The following is a 19,199-nucleotide window of genomic DNA, read 5'->3' as shown; positions in this document are numbered from 1 at the left end:
TCTGACTGACTATAAATTGTTATTATTTCAATTTTCTATCTTGTTTTAATACTTATAACCGTTACCGAGACCGCAGGTGCCGAATACGCAAATTTCTTAGCCGCTTGAAACACTGTTGTAACCGGTATAATATTTTCTCTTTTTTTAAATGAATTTTCTGCAGTTGCAGCACCACTTAATTGTGTAACGGTAGCTGTCTGGAGATTTTTTGAAAATGCACCGAGGTTTATTTTGAACGCTTTGTTTTCTTTCCCGGCATTCACCAGTTTTATAATAATATCACCGGATTTACTGTTATAAACACACGATCCCGAGAGCAAGGAATCGGTATCATTTTTTGTTATTACTTTATCTATATAGTAATCTCCACTGTTTGCAGAAAACATTTTCTGGACATAATAATTTGGTGTGAGGTAATAACCGTCATTGTCAAAAAAGAATCATATCGGTTTTCCATTGTGTGAAATTTGCTTTGGCAAACAGTGGTGCATATGAGGCCATACTTACCACATCACCGTTACGTTCAAGGCCTGTCATATAAAGGGCCTCAGCAACTGCATTTTCTAAACGGTTACCCCATGATGCATATTCACCGAGATAAACCTTTCCAGCATTTCTTTTGTATCCATCATAACGGTATTGATTTTTGATTAACCAATCCGGTTGTACGTAATAATGTTCATCCACTACGGGCACTTTAAGATCGTTTGCTACTTTCCATCCTTTATCATAATCTTCCCCTGAATGAAAAGGGCCGCTTGTACCGATTATAGTAATTTCAGGATGTTTTGCTTTTACTGCTTCGAAGATCATTTTAAAACGCTGTTCAAACTCCGGTGTAATCTTATCTTCATTACCAATGCCGATATATTGCAGATTAAATGGTGCCGGGTGACCTGCTGCTGCTCTTTTAGCTCCCCAGGTACTTGTTACATCACCATTGGCCCATTCAACAAGGTCCAATACATCCTGTATATAATCCTGCATTTCTTCCAATGGTAATGCCTGCTGACCGGTGCCACCTATACGCCAGGTACCTCCAGAATTCTGGCAACTAACGGCAGCGGGTAGTACAGGTAATGGTTTGGCACCGATATCTTCACAAAACTGGAAATATTCATAATAACCAAGTCCCGCAGTCTGATGATAGCCCCAGAGATTTTTTTGTTCCACACGCTGTTCAAGTGGTCCAATTGTGCTTTTCCAACGATACATATTTCCTATTCCATCCCCATGTGCCAAACAACCACCCGGGAAACGGATAAAGGCGGGTTTCATATCAGCCAGCAATTGAGCCAAATCTGCACGAAGACCGTTTTGTCTGTTTTTAAATGTATTGACAGGAAAAACAGAAACCAGGTCCAATGCCAGCTTACCTTTATTAACTGCTAACAATACAATTTGAGTGCTGTCACTTTCTCCTGTAACGGTGAGCAATGCATTATATTTAATCCAATCTTTTTTACTGATTGTAAGTTTATTTTCTGCAAGTACTTTACCTTTTGTGTCCTGCAGACTTATGTACATATCTACCGGATTATCAGAAAGTAGTTTTGCAAACAGAGAGAAATTAAATTGTTCCCCATTTTTTGTAATCATATTACCAAAGCCTGTGTTTCTGATACCCACACCGGGCCTTCCTGTGGTAATAGATGCAGGTAAAGATTGCTGACCCTGGTTGGCTTTTTCAGGTACTGTACCGATATGCTCAATATTCAGCACTGCATAATGGGGATTATTAATATGCACGGGAGCACTTGTTTCAACATTAAGGTTACCGTAAGAAAATCCGGGAGTGATATATTCCCAGAAAGATAATGAATGCCATTGCCGGTTATCGGTGGGACTGTATTCAAATGAACGGTTCTGCACCTGTTCAGCATACAAGCCTCCGTCCGCAGCATAATTGATATCTTCAAAAAATAAACCAAAGAGGTCGGTGCTTATCTTTTTGCTGTGCTGTACCTTAATTCCGGTTTGTGATTGCCCCGCTGAAATAATAAAAAAATTTATGCATGCAAAAAGAAACACGGCTTTCATTTTATGCCATTGAAAAAAAACTAATTGTTGTTTCATTGTTTACCGTTTTATAAAACCTTCTCCAAATTATTTTTGATACACTTTATATACCAGTGCAATAGCATTGGGAATTATTACAGGCTTATTTATTTCAAGGCCTTCTTCAGTTCTATTCCATATAACTTTTTCTTTACTACCCAGCAGTTCAATTTTTAAAATTGTATCTGCATTGTTTTGTAATCCCATATTTTTAATTAAAATTTTTTCATCAGGTGCACCCAACAGGGTGATATAAAGTATTTTCCCTTTTTGGTTAAACCGGATGTCCTTGGAAGAAAATTTAATCCGGCCTTCGTTAAATCCCTGCGCATTGATCGGATTGGCTTTATCTGCTGCAGGGCCTTCACCAAAAATTTTCCATGGGCGTGTACCGAAGATGCTCTCTTTATTAATATCCATCCATGCAGCGATTCCTTCGAGCACTGCAATTTCCTTTTCATCAATACTGCCGTCGCCTTTAACAGGAATATTTAATAGTAGGTTACCGTTTTTGCTTGTTACGTCTACAAGCATATGTATTACATCTCTGGCAGACTTATAACGGTTATTTTCATACACTGAAGTATTGTAATGCCAGTCGCCAATACATGAACAGGTTTGCCAGGGAATATTTTGTATCTTATCTGGTGCCCCCCGTTCTACATCCCAGACCATACATTTCTTTTGTTCTTCAGAAAGGATTTTTCCAAAAAGGACGGCCTGCAGTTTGCCATTATGCAAAGCCATATTGCTATTATAAAAATGCGCCGCAATTTTCAAACCTGCATCGCTTACCTGGTATAATGGCAAACCTGTATCATCAAAATATAAAAGATCAGGATGAAACTGGTTGATCATATCTACAGTTCTGTTATAAAACTTTTCGCAATACTCCTGTGAAGGCGGTGTGACACCATTGCCCCAGTTCCACTGACCATGGATTGCGTTTATATTTTCACTGTTCCTGCTAAGCGGATGGTTTTGTGCATACAATTCCTGCGGATCCAGTCCCTCCCACCAGGTACCCTTACCATCTGCCTTAGTCAGTCTGCCGTCATAAGGCAGCCCTTTTAATTCTCCGCTGGTATCTGAACGCTGTGCAACTTCATACCATGACCACGCATGTGCAGCATGTACGCTTAAGCCAAAGGGTAATTTATTTTTCTTTGCTGCTTTAGCCCAGCCTGCCAGGATATCTTTATGCGGACCTACATTTACTGTATTCCATTGCTGGTATTTACTGTTCCACATATCAACATTGTCATGATGATTGGCCATGGCAAAGAAATATTGTGCACCGGCTCTTTTATACAATGCCACTAATTTTTCAGGATCCCATTTTTCTGCTTTCCAACTGTTCACCACATCCTTAAATCCAAACGTTGACGGATGTCCGTAATTTTTTACATGCCATTTGTATTGACGGCTGCCTTCATTATACATGGAACGAGCGTACCAGTCACCCTGGCCGGGCTGACACTGAGGCCCCCAATGTGCCCATATTCCAAACTTTGCATTACGAAACCATTCAGGCACTTCATATTGTTGTAATGATTGCCAGCTGGATTCAAATTTCCCTGGTGCAACAGGTTCATTGCCTGGTCTTACAGGCGCTATATAGTTCTCCTGAGCCCGCACAGATACGACTGAAAACAGCAACACAATTATTTTAATACCCCGGCTCAAGAAATAATATTTTATGGTCATAATCACTAAATATTTTTAACTATTGAACAATAGAGTATCTCAGTTTAAAAGTTTATAATTAAAAAAATCAACATCCACAAACCCTCCTAAATTTTTTGTAGCATAATTAAATATGGCGAATTTGGTACCCATAAAAAGGCGCCTGTAGTCAAATATCATTTTAAAGGAGCCCCCTATTGATTTCCAGTTCTTATTGTCGTAGCTGTAAAAAAATGCAGCAGTATCTTTATTAAGGTTAAAGTCTCCCTCAACACGCAGATATATCACATTGCTGGTAATTGCTGTTTTTTCTTTTTCGTTTACAGTAACACTTTTTATTGCTTTTGTGGAATTGTCCAGAACAACGGAATTAGTTTGCATGGAAAGATATTTTTTATTGCCCTCCATTATTATACTCAATACGCCTGCATCGCCATTGAATGCGCTGAGACCGGCGACATCACCATCTTTCATTTTAGAAATGTCAAGTGATATGGTACCACTGCACCGGGGTCCTTCCATACGTTGGGTAATACTATTTGGAGCTGCGAATAAATTTTCCACCACCCTGCTGGTTTTAAGACGCAGGTATCCTTTACGTTCTGTTAATGACCATGCAGTGTTAACAGGATTATGGTTCCATTGCCACTGGAGTTTTAATTGTTTTTTTGAGAAGTCATCACTTTCAACAATACGTTTACCATTGTCGTATGTTTTCAGCGCTGTTTTCCAGCGCAGGGGTACTTTTCCATTTTCATCACCCAGCATCGGCCAACCATCTGTCCAGCGTACCGGCATTAATAAAGGTACCCGTCCTACTCCGCCACGATCCTGGAATATCAACCCATACCAATTACCCTTTGCATCATCAATAATACAGCCTTGCCCGCAATAAGGAAAACCAGCAAAGTTATCTTCCAGTATTACTTTCTTTTCGTAAGGCCCTGCAATATTATCTGCCCGGTAACAAACCTGCCTGCGGGGTTTATTCCTTGGCCAGGAGATCATCAGCAGGTAATATTTTCCATTGTATTTTATTACCTGGCTTCCTTCCAGCAAACCTGTTTCATCTGCATCCCTTTTAAAAACTGTTGTATCTACGCCACCTGGCTTTACGTCGGAAAGATCTTCTTTCATTTCACGTAAAGCTCCTGTACCTGAGAATATATATACCCTTCCATCATCATCAAAAAAAAGCGAGGCGTCATGAAAGTGTTTTGTTCTTGAAACAAGATCCCACTTACCCGCCGGATTGCCGGTGGAATAGATATAAGCACGAAAAGGCTGATCATTTGGTGAAAACAGTACGTAGTACTTACCATTATTGTAACGGATAGAAGAAGCCCATTGCCCCCTTCCGTAAACTGTCCCCCCCAGCAGGTTGTATTTTGAATTATCATGCAAACTATCAAAGACGTAGCTGGCCATATCCCAATGCACAAGGTCTTTGGATTTCATAACAGGAGCGCCAGGCATTAAATGCATCGTAGTACTGATCAGGTAATAATCACTGCCCGATCTTGTGATCGACATATCCGGAATGTCCGCCCAGATTACAGGGTTAGTAAAACTAGTACTATCCTGGTGGGATACACGATCTTTTACTTTTTGTGAAACCTGTGCAGTCACCCAACAGCTTAAATGTAACCCAAAAAGTAGTGCCGTTAAATTTTTAAAAAACATCGAATATATTTTACATTGTTTATTTCGAATTAATCTTTTGATAACAACGGTTAAAAAAATCAAAAACCTTGGGCAAGACAACAGGAACCATACCTGCATGGTCTCCTTCCACTTCGCTGTATTCCACCTTGTAATTATGTTCTTTCATCCACGTTGCCAGCAATCTGCTGCTTTCCAAAGATGCCGTTGATTTATTCCCTTCACTTATAAAAACCGGTATTGTACTGATACGGTTCCAGGGATATAATTTTTCATCCACAAAAGGTCCCGACATAGGAGCCAGCGCTTTCCAGTAATTGTTATATTTCGCACCGATGTATAATGTACCACCACTTCCCATTGAGTGTCCTGTCAAATACATGGCGGAAGCATTTACAGGATATTCGTTTAAAACAAGCTCGATAACATTGATAACATCCATTTCACTCAATTCAAGGGTATGCGTTCTTTCACTTGTAACTGAAGCCATAATCTTTGTAACTTCTGCAGGCTTGCCAAAAAGAGCAGGCAACAGAAGACTGTTTCCGTATCCTCCGAGTTTGCTGTAACCAAGCGGTGATACCAAGATAAATCCATACTGTTCAGCCAGCCTGATCATTTGTTTATCATTCGCGGTTACATAGGAACTTTCATCATTCCAGGCCCCATGAAGAAATACAACCAGAGGAAGTGTAGTCTTTCCATCCCATGTAGCGGGAACATATAACCTGTAAGGCATATTACTTCCTGCTGCCTGGAAATAATAACTGCGAAGCTGATCTCCTTTACTTCTCCATTGGTTTGAATTTTCTTTGGTAAATAATTTTGCAAGCTCCTTTGATTGCTGCACCTGTTGCTCCGGGTTAATAGTGGTGGCAAAGGCAATAAGGCGATGCACACCGGAATCTGCTACGTTTGTTTGCGCCCTGCTGATCATACAGGTTGTAATTACAATCAGCAAGAGGTAAATATTTTTTTTATTTTTCATTATAAAAATTTTGTCAACAACAACACATCTTTCTTAATATTGAATCTTTTGCTCCGTCCATGTCGGCCCGTTTATATAAAACATTCCCTTTTTATAATGCACGGGTTCAATACCCATTTGCGGTGTTTTTTCCCATGCTTCGAATGTCTGACTATAGGGATAGGGTCTTTTTTCATACATAAAATAGTGGCAGGAATTCCATAGCTGCCCGTCTGGTCCAATAAACAATGCATTATGTCCTGTTTCCTGGTAGGGATCCTGCGTATCGGTGAATTTTAGATTTTCGTAACCGCCGGACTTAGCCAGTTCGGGACGATAGCCTTTTTTTCTTGTACCAAAAATTGGCTCAGGGGAAGCCAGCTCCCAGGGGCCAAGAGGTGATTTTGATTTTAACAGCCCTACTTCATAGCCACGGGTCCAGGTGGAGAAGAACATGAAATAGGTGCCTTCTTTTTTAATAACAAAAGGCCCCTCTATACCACCTACCATCCACTCCGGCCAGCCGGGTTGCTTTTTATCCAGGAACTTCGCAATCGGCGTAGTAAGTGTACCGGTATTCAAATCTATTTTTGCCTGGAATAAACCATTCCCGCTGCAATAGAGATAAGTTTGTCCGTCTTCATCTTCAAATAAAGTGGCATCGTTATTATATTGGGGCGTTAAAGGTCCGTTCACCAGCTTATAAGGACCGGTAACACTGTCGGCTGAAAACAGCCATACACTATGTGTCTTCATGCCCTTCGGATCTTCTGCTGTTACTTTTCCGCTGTTAACTGTCAGATAGTATTTATTTTTGATGAAATGAATTTCGGGTGCCCAGAACCGCCCGTTATAAGGACAATCAGGGGGGAGTTTTTTTGCATCAATGATAAATGAATGCTGTTTCCAGTTAATTAAATCTTCGGACACCAGTAACCGAACTCCGGGATTGGGGCCTGTCCACACCGGTTCGGAAGTGCCTACACAATACCACTTCTTGTCTACTTTAATAATGAAATGATCCCGCATTGAAATGGCAGTATCTCTTGTAACAGGATTGGTATACTTGAATTCATTTTTGAACGTGGAAGCCTGAGGCAGGCCAAAAGGATTTATTTGAGCCACAATGCTCTTGGCCGTTAACAATATGCAAACAGTAAGCAGATTTATCAATTGATATTTAAATATTTTATTCATACTATTCAATATTTATTGTTTATTTCGAACCTAATTCAACCGCAGGCGCACCAAAATAACTTGGATGATTATTATCCGGGTTTACAATAATTTTTTCCAATACCAATTCAGGGTCTATCATAAATACTTTGATGGTATGGAAACCTGCCTTTGCTACATCCAATTGTACATCCAGCCAGCGGATATTATCAAATACTTCACTACGGCGCTGCCTGCCATTACCAATTAAAGTAATGTCTTTATTAAGCGGAGGAAGCGGCTTCAACACTTTGGAATCAGACAGGTTCTTTTGCGTGTACTCGTTGAAGGTATCTACCAATCCTTTTCTTGCATCTAATACCACAGTATCTCCTTGATCAATTGAAACAGCTATCCGTAACCCACGCTCCGGAGATACATCCTGCGTAGGCAGGATACCCAGTAACAGGAAAACTTTTCCTGCCTGATTGATATATACTTTATACTCCAGCTTTGGCGCTGTTGCAGGTGTGGCACTTGGTGCTGTTACAGGATAAATACCCATACAGGCATCTGCTCTTCCCAGGTCGGGTAATACTACCCATGTAGCATCTTTGCCGGGTATTTTATCGTTGAATTTACTGGCAGGAATAGCAAACTCGCCTGTGAGGCTACCAAAGAATGTTCCCTTAAATTCCGGAAGTGTAGCCTGAACTGCAGTGACCTGTACCTGGAAGCTACTGTCCCCTTTCTTCAGATCCACCATTCCGTATGATTCCCCATCCTTCAGCAAAGTCCAGTCAATAGTTACGAAGATGCGCTGCTCTGTTGAAACTGTTCTTTTAGTTACATTCAGTTTTATCCAGGGTTGGCTTGCGGTTGCCTCAAACTGAAAAGAACCTGTTCCTTTGTTGAACACATCAATATAATAGGTTGGCTTCTTCAGCCCGTCAAAAACAGGAAGGGCAGCTTTAGTTGTTGATGAAGGCCAGGATTCTTCACTTCCTTCCAGGGCTATACCCCATGCAGATGCTGTTAAAGGAGTTATATCTTTTACAGCAGGCATTGTAGCAGTTCTCGGCATAGACCACTGCCTGTAACCGATATGAATATCCGACATCATGTTTTTCCATTTACCATTACTCATTGTATCGTTATAATACCGGCTTAACAGCGAATCAAGGGTATAGAGATAACGGGTACGTTGCGCATAATCGTTAGCAATAGTCCTCCCTTGTTTTACATAGAGATTATTAATGTCGGCAGTTATATACATTTCCGCGACGCCTGCAGAGGCTTTGGCCGGATACAATACTAACTGGTAATAGGCATCCTGTGCTTCAGAAGGTATTTGAGCTTTTAATGCTTCGGCCTTTGCGCTCAAATTCTGCCAAAGCTTAATAACACTATCGGCTTCATGATGATTCACCAAACTAAAAATGCCAGGCACCTGTGCTTCCGGCTTGCGCCAGAGATTATATTTAGGATAGGTGGAGACTATTTCAGCGATTTCTTTAGCATGTTGCTGGCCAAATATCTTTGCAGCCCAGTCAACTGTATAATCAAATGTCTTATTTGCAGGGTAAGCATCGGGGTTCCATGCATAGTGCATAATAAAATCTATAGGTAATTCCTTAGGTTTTAAATCACCTACATTAATAATCCATATCTGATCAAGCCCGGTCTGATAGGCAAGATTTAGTTGCTCCCGAAGTTTTGGAACTGTTGTGGTATTGATCCACCTGTCGTTCCAAGGCCCGCCATTCATATCAATATGGTAGTACAACCCACTGCCGCCTTTCCTGTTTTTTTCTTTGAGCGGTTCTGTACGTCGGATATAGCCCCAGTTATTATCGCAGAATAATAAAGTAACATCGTCAGGTACTGTTAAACCGGCATCGTAATAACGCTGTACTTCAGTAAAAATAGCCCATAGCTGAGGGTATTTTGAAGGGTCATTATTATAAACATTCTTAATTATTTCACGTTGTGCCTTCACTACCTCCTCTAATGTTTTAATATTTTCCTTATCGTCTCCTTTGCCCATCGCTACATCACCATCACCGCGCATACCCATCGTAATCAGGTTGTCGTAATCTTTATTTCTTTTTATCCCTTCCTGCCAAAATTTTTTCAATTCCTCTGAATTAGTAACAAAATCCCATGGACCAACAGCTTTGCTTCTCACTGAATATTCTTTTTGTGCACGCATCATGGGCTCATGGTGCGATGTGCCCATTACAATACCATATTCATTTGCCACCACAGGATTTAATGTATCGTCTTCATTAAAAGCTTTGCCCCACATGGCAGGCCAGAGGTAATTTGCTTTGAGGCGAAGCAGCAGTTCAAACATAGTGGCGTACATTTTTGAATTAACGCCACCAAATCTTGTGTTACACCAGCCAGTAAAGGAAGGCGCTTCATCATTTATAAAAATACCCCGGTATTTTACTTTCGGCGGGTCCTGAATATATCTTCCTGCTTTTACAAAAAGGGCTTTGCTTTTTTTTACGGGTGCATCTGCCCAAAAGTACCAGGGGGAAACGCCGATTTTTTCAGATATGTCGTAAATACCATAAATAGTACCTCTCCTGTCGCTGCCTGCTACTATAAGATTGCCATCTACGGTTTGAATTAGAAAGGATTCCCATTTCCCTTTTATATCTGCAATATTAATTTTCTTCTGGGCAATCAGCCTGTCTATCAGTTTACTTTTGCCAATAGTACCGATGATGATAGATGAAGGCTGAGGATTGCCTGTTGTAATTTCTGCAGGTATGCCTGATACCTTTTTAATATCATCTCCCAAATCTTTTGCTGCACGTATCACAGCTTTATCATCTGAGGGATCAATAAATATTGTTGTTGCCCTACCATCCGCAACTATAGTGAAAGCACCAGTTGATTTTACCTGCTGGATATATTGCAAGGGAGTTCTGTATTCAGCTTTTTTTATCATTTGAGCTGCTGCTGACTGAACTACAAGCAAAATCGCTGAACCCAACTGGAATGCTATTCTGATACGCTTCATACTTTTAATACATTTTAATTATTTACAGTTATTTACTTTCTTTTTTATAAATCGGCCACACTTTCATCTCTGTTGTACGAGGTATCAACTTTTCATCAGTAGCTGATTTTATAATAAGGTCGTCGAATTGAGCAGTAGTATATTTTTTTTCAGACACTTCGCCGGTAATTAAGCCTGCCATTCCATGTGAATAGGTAGTATCTGTAATCTTTAAAACCTGTATATCATCTACAAACCCTTCAATAATATCATTGGTAAAACGTAACATGATATTATGCCATTGGTTTGCAGCAATACCAGTTGCCTTATGTTTAACAAGCAATCTGCCTGCAGATTTTTTTTCTTTCATATTAATGATGTAAAGCGCAACCTCCCCGCTATCTGACAATAACATATAATAACCGGAGGCTTTACAACCAAATCCTTCTCCTGTACCTGTAACTCTTCCCATAACGCCGGCCTTCCCTTCATTCTCAATAAAGACATTTGCTTTAACATCATAATTATTCCATGCAGAATCGCCGATTATCGTATAGGGTAACCATTCAGGTGCCCAGCTTTGAGGTTTCTCGTTTATCATCTGTCGAATACATTTCCCTTTTTTGTCGGACCGTTCCGCCAATTCAAATACTCCGGCTATATCTGCTGTATAGCTGGGCAGATATCCCACCTGTTGCAAATCTTTATATTGTTCAAATGTTTCGTAATAAGGAAAGGGGAAAGGTTTTGAAGGAGGAATATTTTTAAATGAACCTTTTTGCTGACCGGTGGTTGTAGAAACAGAATAGATAGAGTAAGGCTCTACAGTAAGTTCAAAGTAACCATTAACAGGTTTCAGGTCTGCCAACCGTATAAACTGTTCTTTATCGTTGCTCTTCCATACACAAAGCTTTTTACCGGATAGCCCACCAATAATTTTAAAACTTATTTTTTGTGATTCCTTGGCAAGCCTGGTCTCCGCTATTATACTGTAATCATTCTGTGGAGATTTCAATGTAACATAAGTACCTCCCTTGTCAAGTTTACCACATGCCCCGTTTATGTAATTCCAACCTGCTTTGGTGAATTGTCCGTAATGAGCATAGCCCCAGATAACAGGTTTGGTATAGTAATATCCACTCCATGGCTCCCTTGCAATCATGGTAGCGGCGTTTTCAGAATAGGGTTCAATGGCATAGGTGGAGCCTACAAGAAACCAGTTAACAATTTTGGTTACCCCATTTTCTGTATAATTCCTGTTGAACCATTCTACCAGATTTATTTCCGCTTCATAACCTTTCCTGGCGTTATGTTCTTCAGAATTCCAGATAGGTTTATTAAGTTGGTCGCTGAGCTTAATTACATCTGCGGGAACTGGTATTTCAGACATGGTGTGTGCACTGATAATATCGACCGAAGCTCTTAATGCAGAATCGGTAAGCAAGTCCTTTACCCAATTGAACTTATCAGGTGTCCAGTTATCGAATGCATGAATTTTTACGTTAGAAAAGCCTTCGGCGTTGAGAGTGGTGCGAAATATTTTTACAAATTCTTTACTTACTCCTTTTTCATTTCTGCACCCAATAGCATCTAAATCCAACCCATGGATTTTTTTCAAACCCTTAATCCATTTTGCATAATAATCGCACATATCCTGCGACCAGAATTTACCATTGCCTACCCAGCCTGGTGCACTCCACCCATTGGCATCCAAAGTAATGGATGGATTTCTTTTTTTTGCTTCGCTCATTATCCACCATTCATATCCACGATAATAATTTTCATCTGTTTTTGTATGCATATGGCTGGGTTCTGAACCTTGTGTTGAATTACCATCTCCCGGCACTTCCACAAGTAACGCTGACATGGAGGCGCCGAATTTGGGTTTGAACAATAAATCCAGCACCTGACTACGCTGTGGTTCAGGATAATCCTTTAGTAAAAGCGATGTGGCACCGCCACCACTTACTGCACCAATCCCATCAAAACGTTTTCCTGCAGCTTTTCCATCAATAATAATAGTTTGAGCATGAGATGTTACAGCACAGGCAATAATAAAAAAAAGAGTTCCACCAACCAGCTTTCTGATATGTGAATCAATCATCGTATTTATTACTCTACTCATTATTACAGTAAATAGTCTTTTATAATTTTAATTAGCTGTTTTGCCCAAAATTTCCACTTCATTAAGTGTTACCACTTTACCATCATATCCTGTAAATGTGATGCGCAAAAATCTACCGGTAAAATTGCTGCTGCTGGTATGGACTTTCTGCTTATTGCCCGAGTTAGTGTTACGGGACTCTGCGATTTTTTCCCAGTACTGATTATCTTTTGACAATTCAATTTTATAACTAACAGGATCAATTGAAGGAAACAGCAACCTTATTTCTGCAACTGTATATAAATTTTCCAAGTCCACCTGCCACCATTTGATTTCACCGGTGCTGTTTGATTGCCATGCTGTTGCTGAGTCTCTGTCATTGGCGAGATTGGCTGTTTTACCGACTGCTTCACTGCTTGCTCTGGTTGGTTTCTGGGCTGCAATGCTAATGGCAGCTCTATCTCCATTATTTTGTTTAAGCACATAGCGGACATATGGTCGCTCAGTCATCTCAGGTGTAACTCCTTTTACATATTTACCCGTTCCTATTGTTTTAATAGCGACGGAGTCACTTTGCAAACCTTGCGAAAAAGCTTTAATAACTGTATTGCCTGCATAATAATTACGGAACTCAATAGCGGCTTTTCCATCTCTTATATAGATGTCTGATGTGTTATTGAAAGTAATAGAAGTACCAGTTGGAAATTCGCCGGGTCCCGAAACTATTTTCAATGTAACCTCAGGAGAATTGGAAAGAGCTTTACCATCTTTGTCCAAGACGGTTACTAGTAGAAATACATCATCTGTCCCATCTGTACCATTTATTATTTTTTTATCGGCAGTAAGTCTCAATTTATAAGCTGTACCTTCTACGGTATTGGGCGGTGGTGGTATTTTAGCATATTCGTTCCTGTACCAATACCATTGGTTTTTAGGCACACGGAAATAATCAATCATGCCCATTAATCCAAAATCGCCGGATGCTCTTGTACCATAATCAAAAGCACACCAAAGTGCTTCACCGCTTCGCCATGCAAAAACAGAATCTTTTTGCTTTGCCATATCTCCCCAACCGGCAAAATACCTGCCCGGTCTTTTTGCAATTGTTGAACCATATTCAGTAACTACGTTTGGTATTTTGGGATTAATGAAAAGCCTTGCCCCATCTCCATTATAACCTGCAACATCTCCCAGTGTATCAATGCCACCCCTTTGACAACCACCAATACCCACCAGTCTTGTAGCATCTAACTGGTGTGTCAACTGAGTGAGTTGTTTTAGGAATAAACGCACTTTTTCGATTGTTCCATAACCTGTAAAGAATGGTTCATTACACATGCTCCATACAATAATGGAAGGATGATTGCGATGAATGCGTATCATTTCCCTCAAATCAGATTTTACACTTTCTTCAAAATATGACTGGTCTTCTTTATTCGCTGGGTAAGCCCCGGCTCCGCTATACCAGTTATCCGTTTCTTTTTGATTACCACCTGAACCCCAGAAATCATTTTCTTCCCAAAATAATACGCCTAAATTGTCGCACGCTTCTGAGAATGCCGGATCGTGAGGATAGTGAGATCCTCTTATAAAATCCATACCACAGTCCTTCACCATTTTAACATCCCGTGCAATAGCTGCATTGGTTACGGCACTTGCCCAACCTGCATGATCCTGGTGCACATTTGCTCCTTTAAAATAATAGCGCTCCCCATTTAGAAAAAAACCACTATCGGCAGTCCACTTTACCCAGCGAAAGCCAAAGGGAGATTCATATTTGTCAAGTACCCTCTTCCCATCGCTCAGAATGCTTAGAACTTTATACATTGATGGATGATCCGGGTGCCAGAGTTTTGGAGTTTTGACGGGATCTGTTGTTTGATCAAAGATTACTGTTGTGCCGGGTGTAATATTTTGCTGAGATGAAACAGTACTAACCGGTTTGCCGTTGGGATCAGCAATTATTGTTTTAAGTGTATATTTTTTTTCTTTATCTCCATCGTTTCTTATTTCGGTCTGTACCCTTACCGGCCCCGAATTTTTTGATAGTCCAGGTGTGGTAACAAAAGTTCCATACCAAGTAATGTGCACATCATTAGTGATTACCAGGTATACGTCCCGGTAAATCCCACCTGTAAAATTATGATCGCCATTACGGGGTGCCAGTCTTGGATTGTAATTATTGTTTAATCTTACTGCGAGTACATTATTTCCTGTTTTTAATTGCTTAGTAATGTCAATTGAAAAACCTGTATAGCCTCCGTTATGAGAACCAGCCAACTCACCATTTACAAAAATCTCTGCTTCCCTGAATGCACCTTCAAATTCCACGGATATTCTTTTGGAGTGCCATGCTTCGGGAACATTAAAATATTTTCTGTACCAGCCGTAACCGGTATACCATTGAGCAGATTGAAAGTAGGGTATACTGAAATTATGCGGAAGATGTATATTATCCCAGTCAGCATCACCAAATTGCACCTTACTTGCTTCTTTAAAATCTCCCAGTTTAAATTTCCATTCACGGTTGATATTAATTTTTTCTCTTACCGGCGCATTAGACCCGGAGTTTTGGCAAATTCCAATACTCCAGCAGTGCAGCAAAAGCATGATTAAGAAAAAATTTATCCGCATATCATTGTTTTAAAAAATCAATTAGACTTAAAGGCTTATTTTCATTTTTTAATTCCATACGCCGGGTATCCGACAACAGGCCGGCTGACCATATATTCTTTTAACCACAACATTGACGGATTTTCAACACCTTCCCTGCTTACTGTCCCGGTACCGGTCATCCAGGTAGAGCCTACTACATAACCCCACAAAGTAATTCCTGCTACCGCAGGGTGCTCCCAAAAAACAGGAAACGCTTTTTTAAAACTTATCAATTGTAAATTATCGTTGGGCTGACGGCCACGAACACCTCCGTTCATATCCAGTTCCGTCACATAAATAGGCAGCCCTGATGTAGCCATAAGATCAAGGGATGCTTTAATGGTGTCTGCAGACGGCCTGTCAACATTAAAGGCATGTGCCTGTGTACCGAAACCATCAACAATACCACGGTCCCTTAATACTTTAAATAATTCCAGTTGCGCTTTAATGGCTTTAGCATCTCCTTCAAGGCCATAATCATTCAATACCAATTTGGTATTGGGAAATATTTCTCTTGCCTGCTCAAAGAGCCAGATCTGCCATGAATAGTCATCCGCCTTTGTTCCAAGGCCTCCAAGCAGTTCCCTGAATTTTTGATTATCTTTCTGATGCTGGAATAGTTGTTCATTCAAAAGGTCTATTTGATCGGCTAAGGGAAAACGTTCTGCAATAGTTTTCAGATGCCGTACTACTTCAGCTCTTGCTTCATCTGTTGTAAGTGTAAGCAACCATTGAGGATACTGACTTGCCCAAACACCCGCATGATAGCGGAACATTATATTCCTTTCCTTGGCATAGTTATAAGCGCTATCGGCATATCGCCAGTTGTATTGACCACGTACAGCTTCTACAGAACCCCATTTGCAGGCATTTTCGGCTGTCACGCCATTCCAGTAAGTATCATAACTAACTGATACGCCTGGCTGACGAATATTTGCCAAATACTTTCCCCTGCCTGCGCTCAAACCTTTTTGAATGACCTCATTTCTTCCCACAGTAATGATAACACCAACAGAAGTAAAAGAAACTTTATTATTATTGGTTGCTTTGGCAGTGATGTTATAGTTTCCAGCTGGTACGTTTTTCCATAACCAGCTGTATATATTAGCAGTTTGGGAGACAGATTTACCAAGCAGTTTAGTACCATTATAAAACTCCACGGCAGTAACTGTTCCGTTATTGGCACTTTTTCCAAAATCTGTTGCATATACGCGGATATCAACATCAGTACCTGCTTTAAAATATGCATTATTAAATGGCATTGTTATCACGCAGGACGGCGGATAGGTTTGTGCCTGCAGGCTTATTGTAGCAAGCACGAGCCACATCGCAACAGCTGTTCGTAAAAAAGCATTAGTACATTTTATCATCATATACTCTGTTGAATTCATTGATTGTATTTTAAATTGTTATCTATTCATTATCTATTTCTTTAATCACGATTATAATTATTCTGTGTTGCTTTTTCTTGCAAGACGTACATAGTAAACCGAGCCAGCCGTATTACCAGCCTGGGCCTGGAATTTTACCCTGATTGTTTTTTTATCCTTTAACAATGTATCTGGTATGGCATATTCAACTTCTTTAAATTGCTGCTGGTTCCATTTACTATTAATATCTTCAGTCGCCAGCTTTACCTCATCAATGTAAATATCAAACCTCCGGTTGTTTCTTTCGTTACCCCAATAGCGTACCACCAGGCTTAAGTTGGTTTCGTTATTTGTAGATAGGCTGTAACTGAAATAACCTTCATTGCGTGCATCCCGCCAAAATTCATCGAGATAATTACCTGTATTGGAATTTTGTTTTTGTATAAAGTGATCTGCTTCCGGTTGCTGCTCTCCCGGCGCAACGAAATCCACTGTACGTTTTTGGAGTTCCATTTTCTTTTTTTCTTCAACAGATATTGAATCAAGGTATTCTCGGTAACTCAAATTGGATAAGGCCATCCAGTACATCATATACCTTGCATCGTGAATTTTATAAAAAGGCTCCAGCACGGCTTCAGCGGAATTGACGAGTTTTATTTTTTCCGTAGTAAAAGTTAAAGGGCGACCTGCAACTGGCGTAAGTTTAGCAGCAATCTCATCAAGATTGTCTTCCACAATAACAGGTGCTTTATCAAGCGGTAGTTTTTTACCGCCCGCAATATGCGCCCATCGGCCATCGTCGGCTACCAAACCTTTTAAATCTTCTGTTCCGGTTTTTGCACCCAGCAACACCGGCCCATGCATTATCGCTATATAATTTGATACGTTGGGCATCCGTTCAATACTATTATGCATCGGCATTTCAATCATTATTATATCCCCCTTCTTCCACAAGCGTTCAATACAGATGTAGGACGAAGGATGTTCTTTATACAATACCTGTTTATTATTCACTGTTACTTTCAGCTCACCGTCTGCAACCCAGTAAGGATACCGCACCATCAGCTTAAATTTTGACGAACCGCTTGTTATTAGCAGCTTTGTTTTTTCTTCTTCAGGGAAACTGGTTTGCTGGCGGATACTTATTTTTTTCTCTTTCCAATTCAGCGATGAAGCAATAAAAAGATTTAAGTAAAGAGAATCATTCGTATGAGTGTAGATAAACTGAGTGTATTTGCCGTGGTTTTCCATTCCGCTGCCTACGCAACACCACATACCCTCATTGGGAGAGGAGTATACCCTGTAATGTCTTGGTCGTGCAGGGGTAAAATATACATACCCGCCGTGAACAGGATGCTGCGTAGATAAAATATGATTATATAATGTCCTTTCATAGTAATCAGCATATTTTGCAGAAGGGTTAGACCGAAAAAGGTCCTCGGTTAATTTCAGCATATTATAGGAATTACAGGACTCCGGTCCTTCCACATCACTTACAAAATCAACGGATGCTGCAACACTTGGGAAAAATTCCCGCCTGCTGTTTCCACCAAATGCCAAACTACGTGTACCAGTAACTGTTTGCCAAAAGAAACTACCTGCATTTTTATACCGGCTGTCATCCGCTAACTCACCAATCCTTTCAAAACCCACAACTTTTGGCACCTGCGTGTTGGCATGCTTATTATCAAGATTATCTATTCCCGTTGCCATTGCAGAAAGCAGCATATTATGAGAAAATTTTCTTGCGGTAGTTAAATATTTTATGTCGCCCGTCATCTGGTAAGCATCTGCAAAAACCTCATTCATCCCACCATGTTCTGTATCCAGCATTGATTGCATCTGAGATTCTGTTAGTCCTGCGGTGATATTAATACCCCAGTCACAGAATTTCAGGAAAATAATTTTCGCATCTTCGTTACCGGTATATAACCATGCATCCCGGAGACCTGCATACATCTTATGTACATTATACCAGGGCACCCATGCAGCACGAAAAGCTGTAAAATCCCCCTTTTGTAAAGTGCTCCATATTTTTTTACTGTCGGGAACAGCCCCAACATATCCACTACCCCAACCGGGATTATTAATTGTATTTGCATCCTGGCATGCCTTCAGTTCTGCCAGCATATACAGCATGCGTTTTTTGCATTCTTCATTACCTGTTGCCGCATAATTCATAGCCAGCGCCGATAAATAATGACCGCCGACATGACCATCCAGTCCATTCCAGTTGGTATAAGATGCAGCCTTTACAGGCAATCCTGCCTCTTTCCTGTAGCCCGCCAATAATTTATCAGCATCATATTTCAGCAACACTTCAATATTAAGATCGCGGGCATGTTTGAAAGGCCCATACAGGAGGTTGACATCATGCAAAGGAAATTCGTTAGGATACAGTTTATCCTGTGCCCTTGCATCAAAACAGCTAATAACAGTAAGCAGTATTATTATTGCTGCAGCTAGTGTTTTCTTTCTGCTGCAATCCTGTCCGGGCTTTTGCTTTATGAATTTTTTACTTGTCATTTT

The 19,199-nt window shown here is 40.4% G+C and carries 11 protein-coding genes; all 11 read right to left on the bottom strand.

Going from position 1 to position 19,199, the window contains the following annotated elements:
* Nucleotides 1-35 precede the first annotated feature (35 nt).
* Nucleotides 36-386 (bottom strand): alpha-L-arabinofuranosidase C-terminal domain-containing protein, encoded by a 351-nt coding sequence (locus QM738_RS13900; protein ID WP_462277330.1) that lies wholly within the window; start codon nt 384-386, stop codon nt 36-38.
* 43 nt (nt 387-429) lie between these two features.
* The gene (locus QM738_RS13895; protein WP_462277329.1) at nt 430-1,749 is read right to left on the bottom strand and encodes an alpha-L-arabinofuranosidase C-terminal domain-containing protein; all 1,320 of its coding nucleotides are present in this window, start codon (nt 1,747-1,749) and stop codon (nt 430-432) included.
* Between the two features lie 357 nt (nt 1,750-2,106).
* Nucleotides 2,107-3,717, bottom strand: a complete 1,611-nt coding sequence (locus QM738_RS13890; protein ID WP_462277328.1) for an alpha-L-fucosidase — start codon at nt 3,715-3,717, stop codon at nt 2,107-2,109.
* Nucleotides 3,718-3,804: 87 nt separating this feature from the next.
* The gene (locus QM738_RS13885) at nt 3,805-5,427 is read right to left on the bottom strand and encodes a glycoside hydrolase family 43 protein (RefSeq protein WP_462277327.1); all 1,623 of its coding nucleotides are present in this window, start codon (nt 5,425-5,427) and stop codon (nt 3,805-3,807) included.
* Nucleotides 5,428-5,446: 19 nt separating this feature from the next.
* Nucleotides 5,447-6,394, bottom strand: coding sequence for a carboxylesterase family protein (locus QM738_RS13880; protein WP_462277326.1), 948 nt, complete (start codon nt 6,392-6,394; stop codon nt 5,447-5,449).
* Nucleotides 6,395-6,427: 33 nt separating this feature from the next.
* The gene (locus QM738_RS13875; RefSeq protein WP_462277325.1) at nt 6,428-7,570 is read right to left on the bottom strand and encodes a glycoside hydrolase family 43 protein; all 1,143 of its coding nucleotides are present in this window, start codon (nt 7,568-7,570) and stop codon (nt 6,428-6,430) included.
* 19 nt (nt 7,571-7,589) lie between these two features.
* Nucleotides 7,590-10,562: a glycosyl hydrolase 115 family protein gene (locus QM738_RS13870; RefSeq protein ID WP_462277324.1), complete on the bottom strand. Its 2,973-nt coding sequence runs from the start codon at nt 10,560-10,562 to the stop codon at nt 7,590-7,592.
* 28 nt (nt 10,563-10,590) lie between these two features.
* Nucleotides 10,591-12,666: a galactocerebrosidase gene (locus tag QM738_RS13865; protein WP_462277323.1), complete on the bottom strand. Its 2,076-nt coding sequence runs from the start codon at nt 12,664-12,666 to the stop codon at nt 10,591-10,593.
* A 27-nt stretch (nt 12,667-12,693) separates the two neighbouring features.
* On the bottom strand, nt 12,694-15,279 hold the full coding sequence (locus tag QM738_RS13860) for a glycoside hydrolase family 2 protein (RefSeq protein ID WP_462277322.1): 2,586 nt from the start codon (nt 15,277-15,279) through the stop codon (nt 12,694-12,696).
* Between the two features lie 41 nt (nt 15,280-15,320).
* Complete coding sequence (locus QM738_RS13855; protein WP_462277321.1) at nt 15,321-16,691, bottom strand: endo-1,4-beta-xylanase; 1,371 nt, start codon at nt 16,689-16,691, stop codon at nt 15,321-15,323.
* A gap of 57 nt (nt 16,692-16,748) precedes the next feature.
* The gene (locus tag QM738_RS13850; protein WP_462277320.1) at nt 16,749-19,196 is read right to left on the bottom strand and encodes a beta-L-arabinofuranosidase domain-containing protein; all 2,448 of its coding nucleotides are present in this window, start codon (nt 19,194-19,196) and stop codon (nt 16,749-16,751) included.
* Between the last annotated feature and the right edge of the window lie 3 nt (nt 19,197-19,199).

This window comes from Ferruginibacter sp., from assembly GCF_049840995.1.
In the GTDB taxonomy this organism is placed as follows: Bacteria; Bacteroidota; Bacteroidia; order Chitinophagales; family Chitinophagaceae; genus Ferruginibacter.
Note: the sequence above shows the minus strand (reverse complement) of the source record. Positions and strands in the feature narration are given on the sequence as shown.

Excerpts from the sequence above, each read along its gene's own strand:
- QM738_RS13900 (WP_462277330.1), bottom strand. The coding sequence starts at position 386 with ATGTTTTCTGCAAACAGTGGAGATTACTATATAGATAAAGTAATAACA.
- QM738_RS13885 (WP_462277327.1), bottom strand. The coding sequence starts at position 5,427 with ATGTTTTTTAAAAATTTAACGGCACTACTTTTTGGGTTACATTTAAGC.
- QM738_RS13880 (WP_462277326.1), bottom strand. The coding sequence starts at position 6,394 with ATGAAAAATAAAAAAAATATTTACCTCTTGCTGATTGTAATTACAACC.
- QM738_RS13875 (WP_462277325.1), bottom strand. The coding sequence starts at position 7,570 with ATGAATAAAATATTTAAATATCAATTGATAAATCTGCTTACTGTTTGC.
- QM738_RS13870 (WP_462277324.1), bottom strand. The coding sequence starts at position 10,562 with ATGAAGCGTATCAGAATAGCATTCCAGTTGGGTTCAGCGATTTTGCTT.
- QM738_RS13865 (WP_462277323.1), bottom strand. The coding sequence starts at position 12,666 with ATGAGTAGAGTAATAAATACGATGATTGATTCACATATCAGAAAGCTG.
- QM738_RS13860 (WP_462277322.1), bottom strand. The coding sequence starts at position 15,279 with ATGCGGATAAATTTTTTCTTAATCATGCTTTTGCTGCACTGCTGGAGT.
- QM738_RS13855 (WP_462277321.1), bottom strand. The coding sequence starts at position 16,691 with ATGAATTCAACAGAGTATATGATGATAAAATGTACTAATGCTTTTTTA.
- QM738_RS13850 (WP_462277320.1), bottom strand. The coding sequence starts at position 19,196 with ATGACAAGTAAAAAATTCATAAAGCAAAAGCCCGGACAGGATTGCAGC.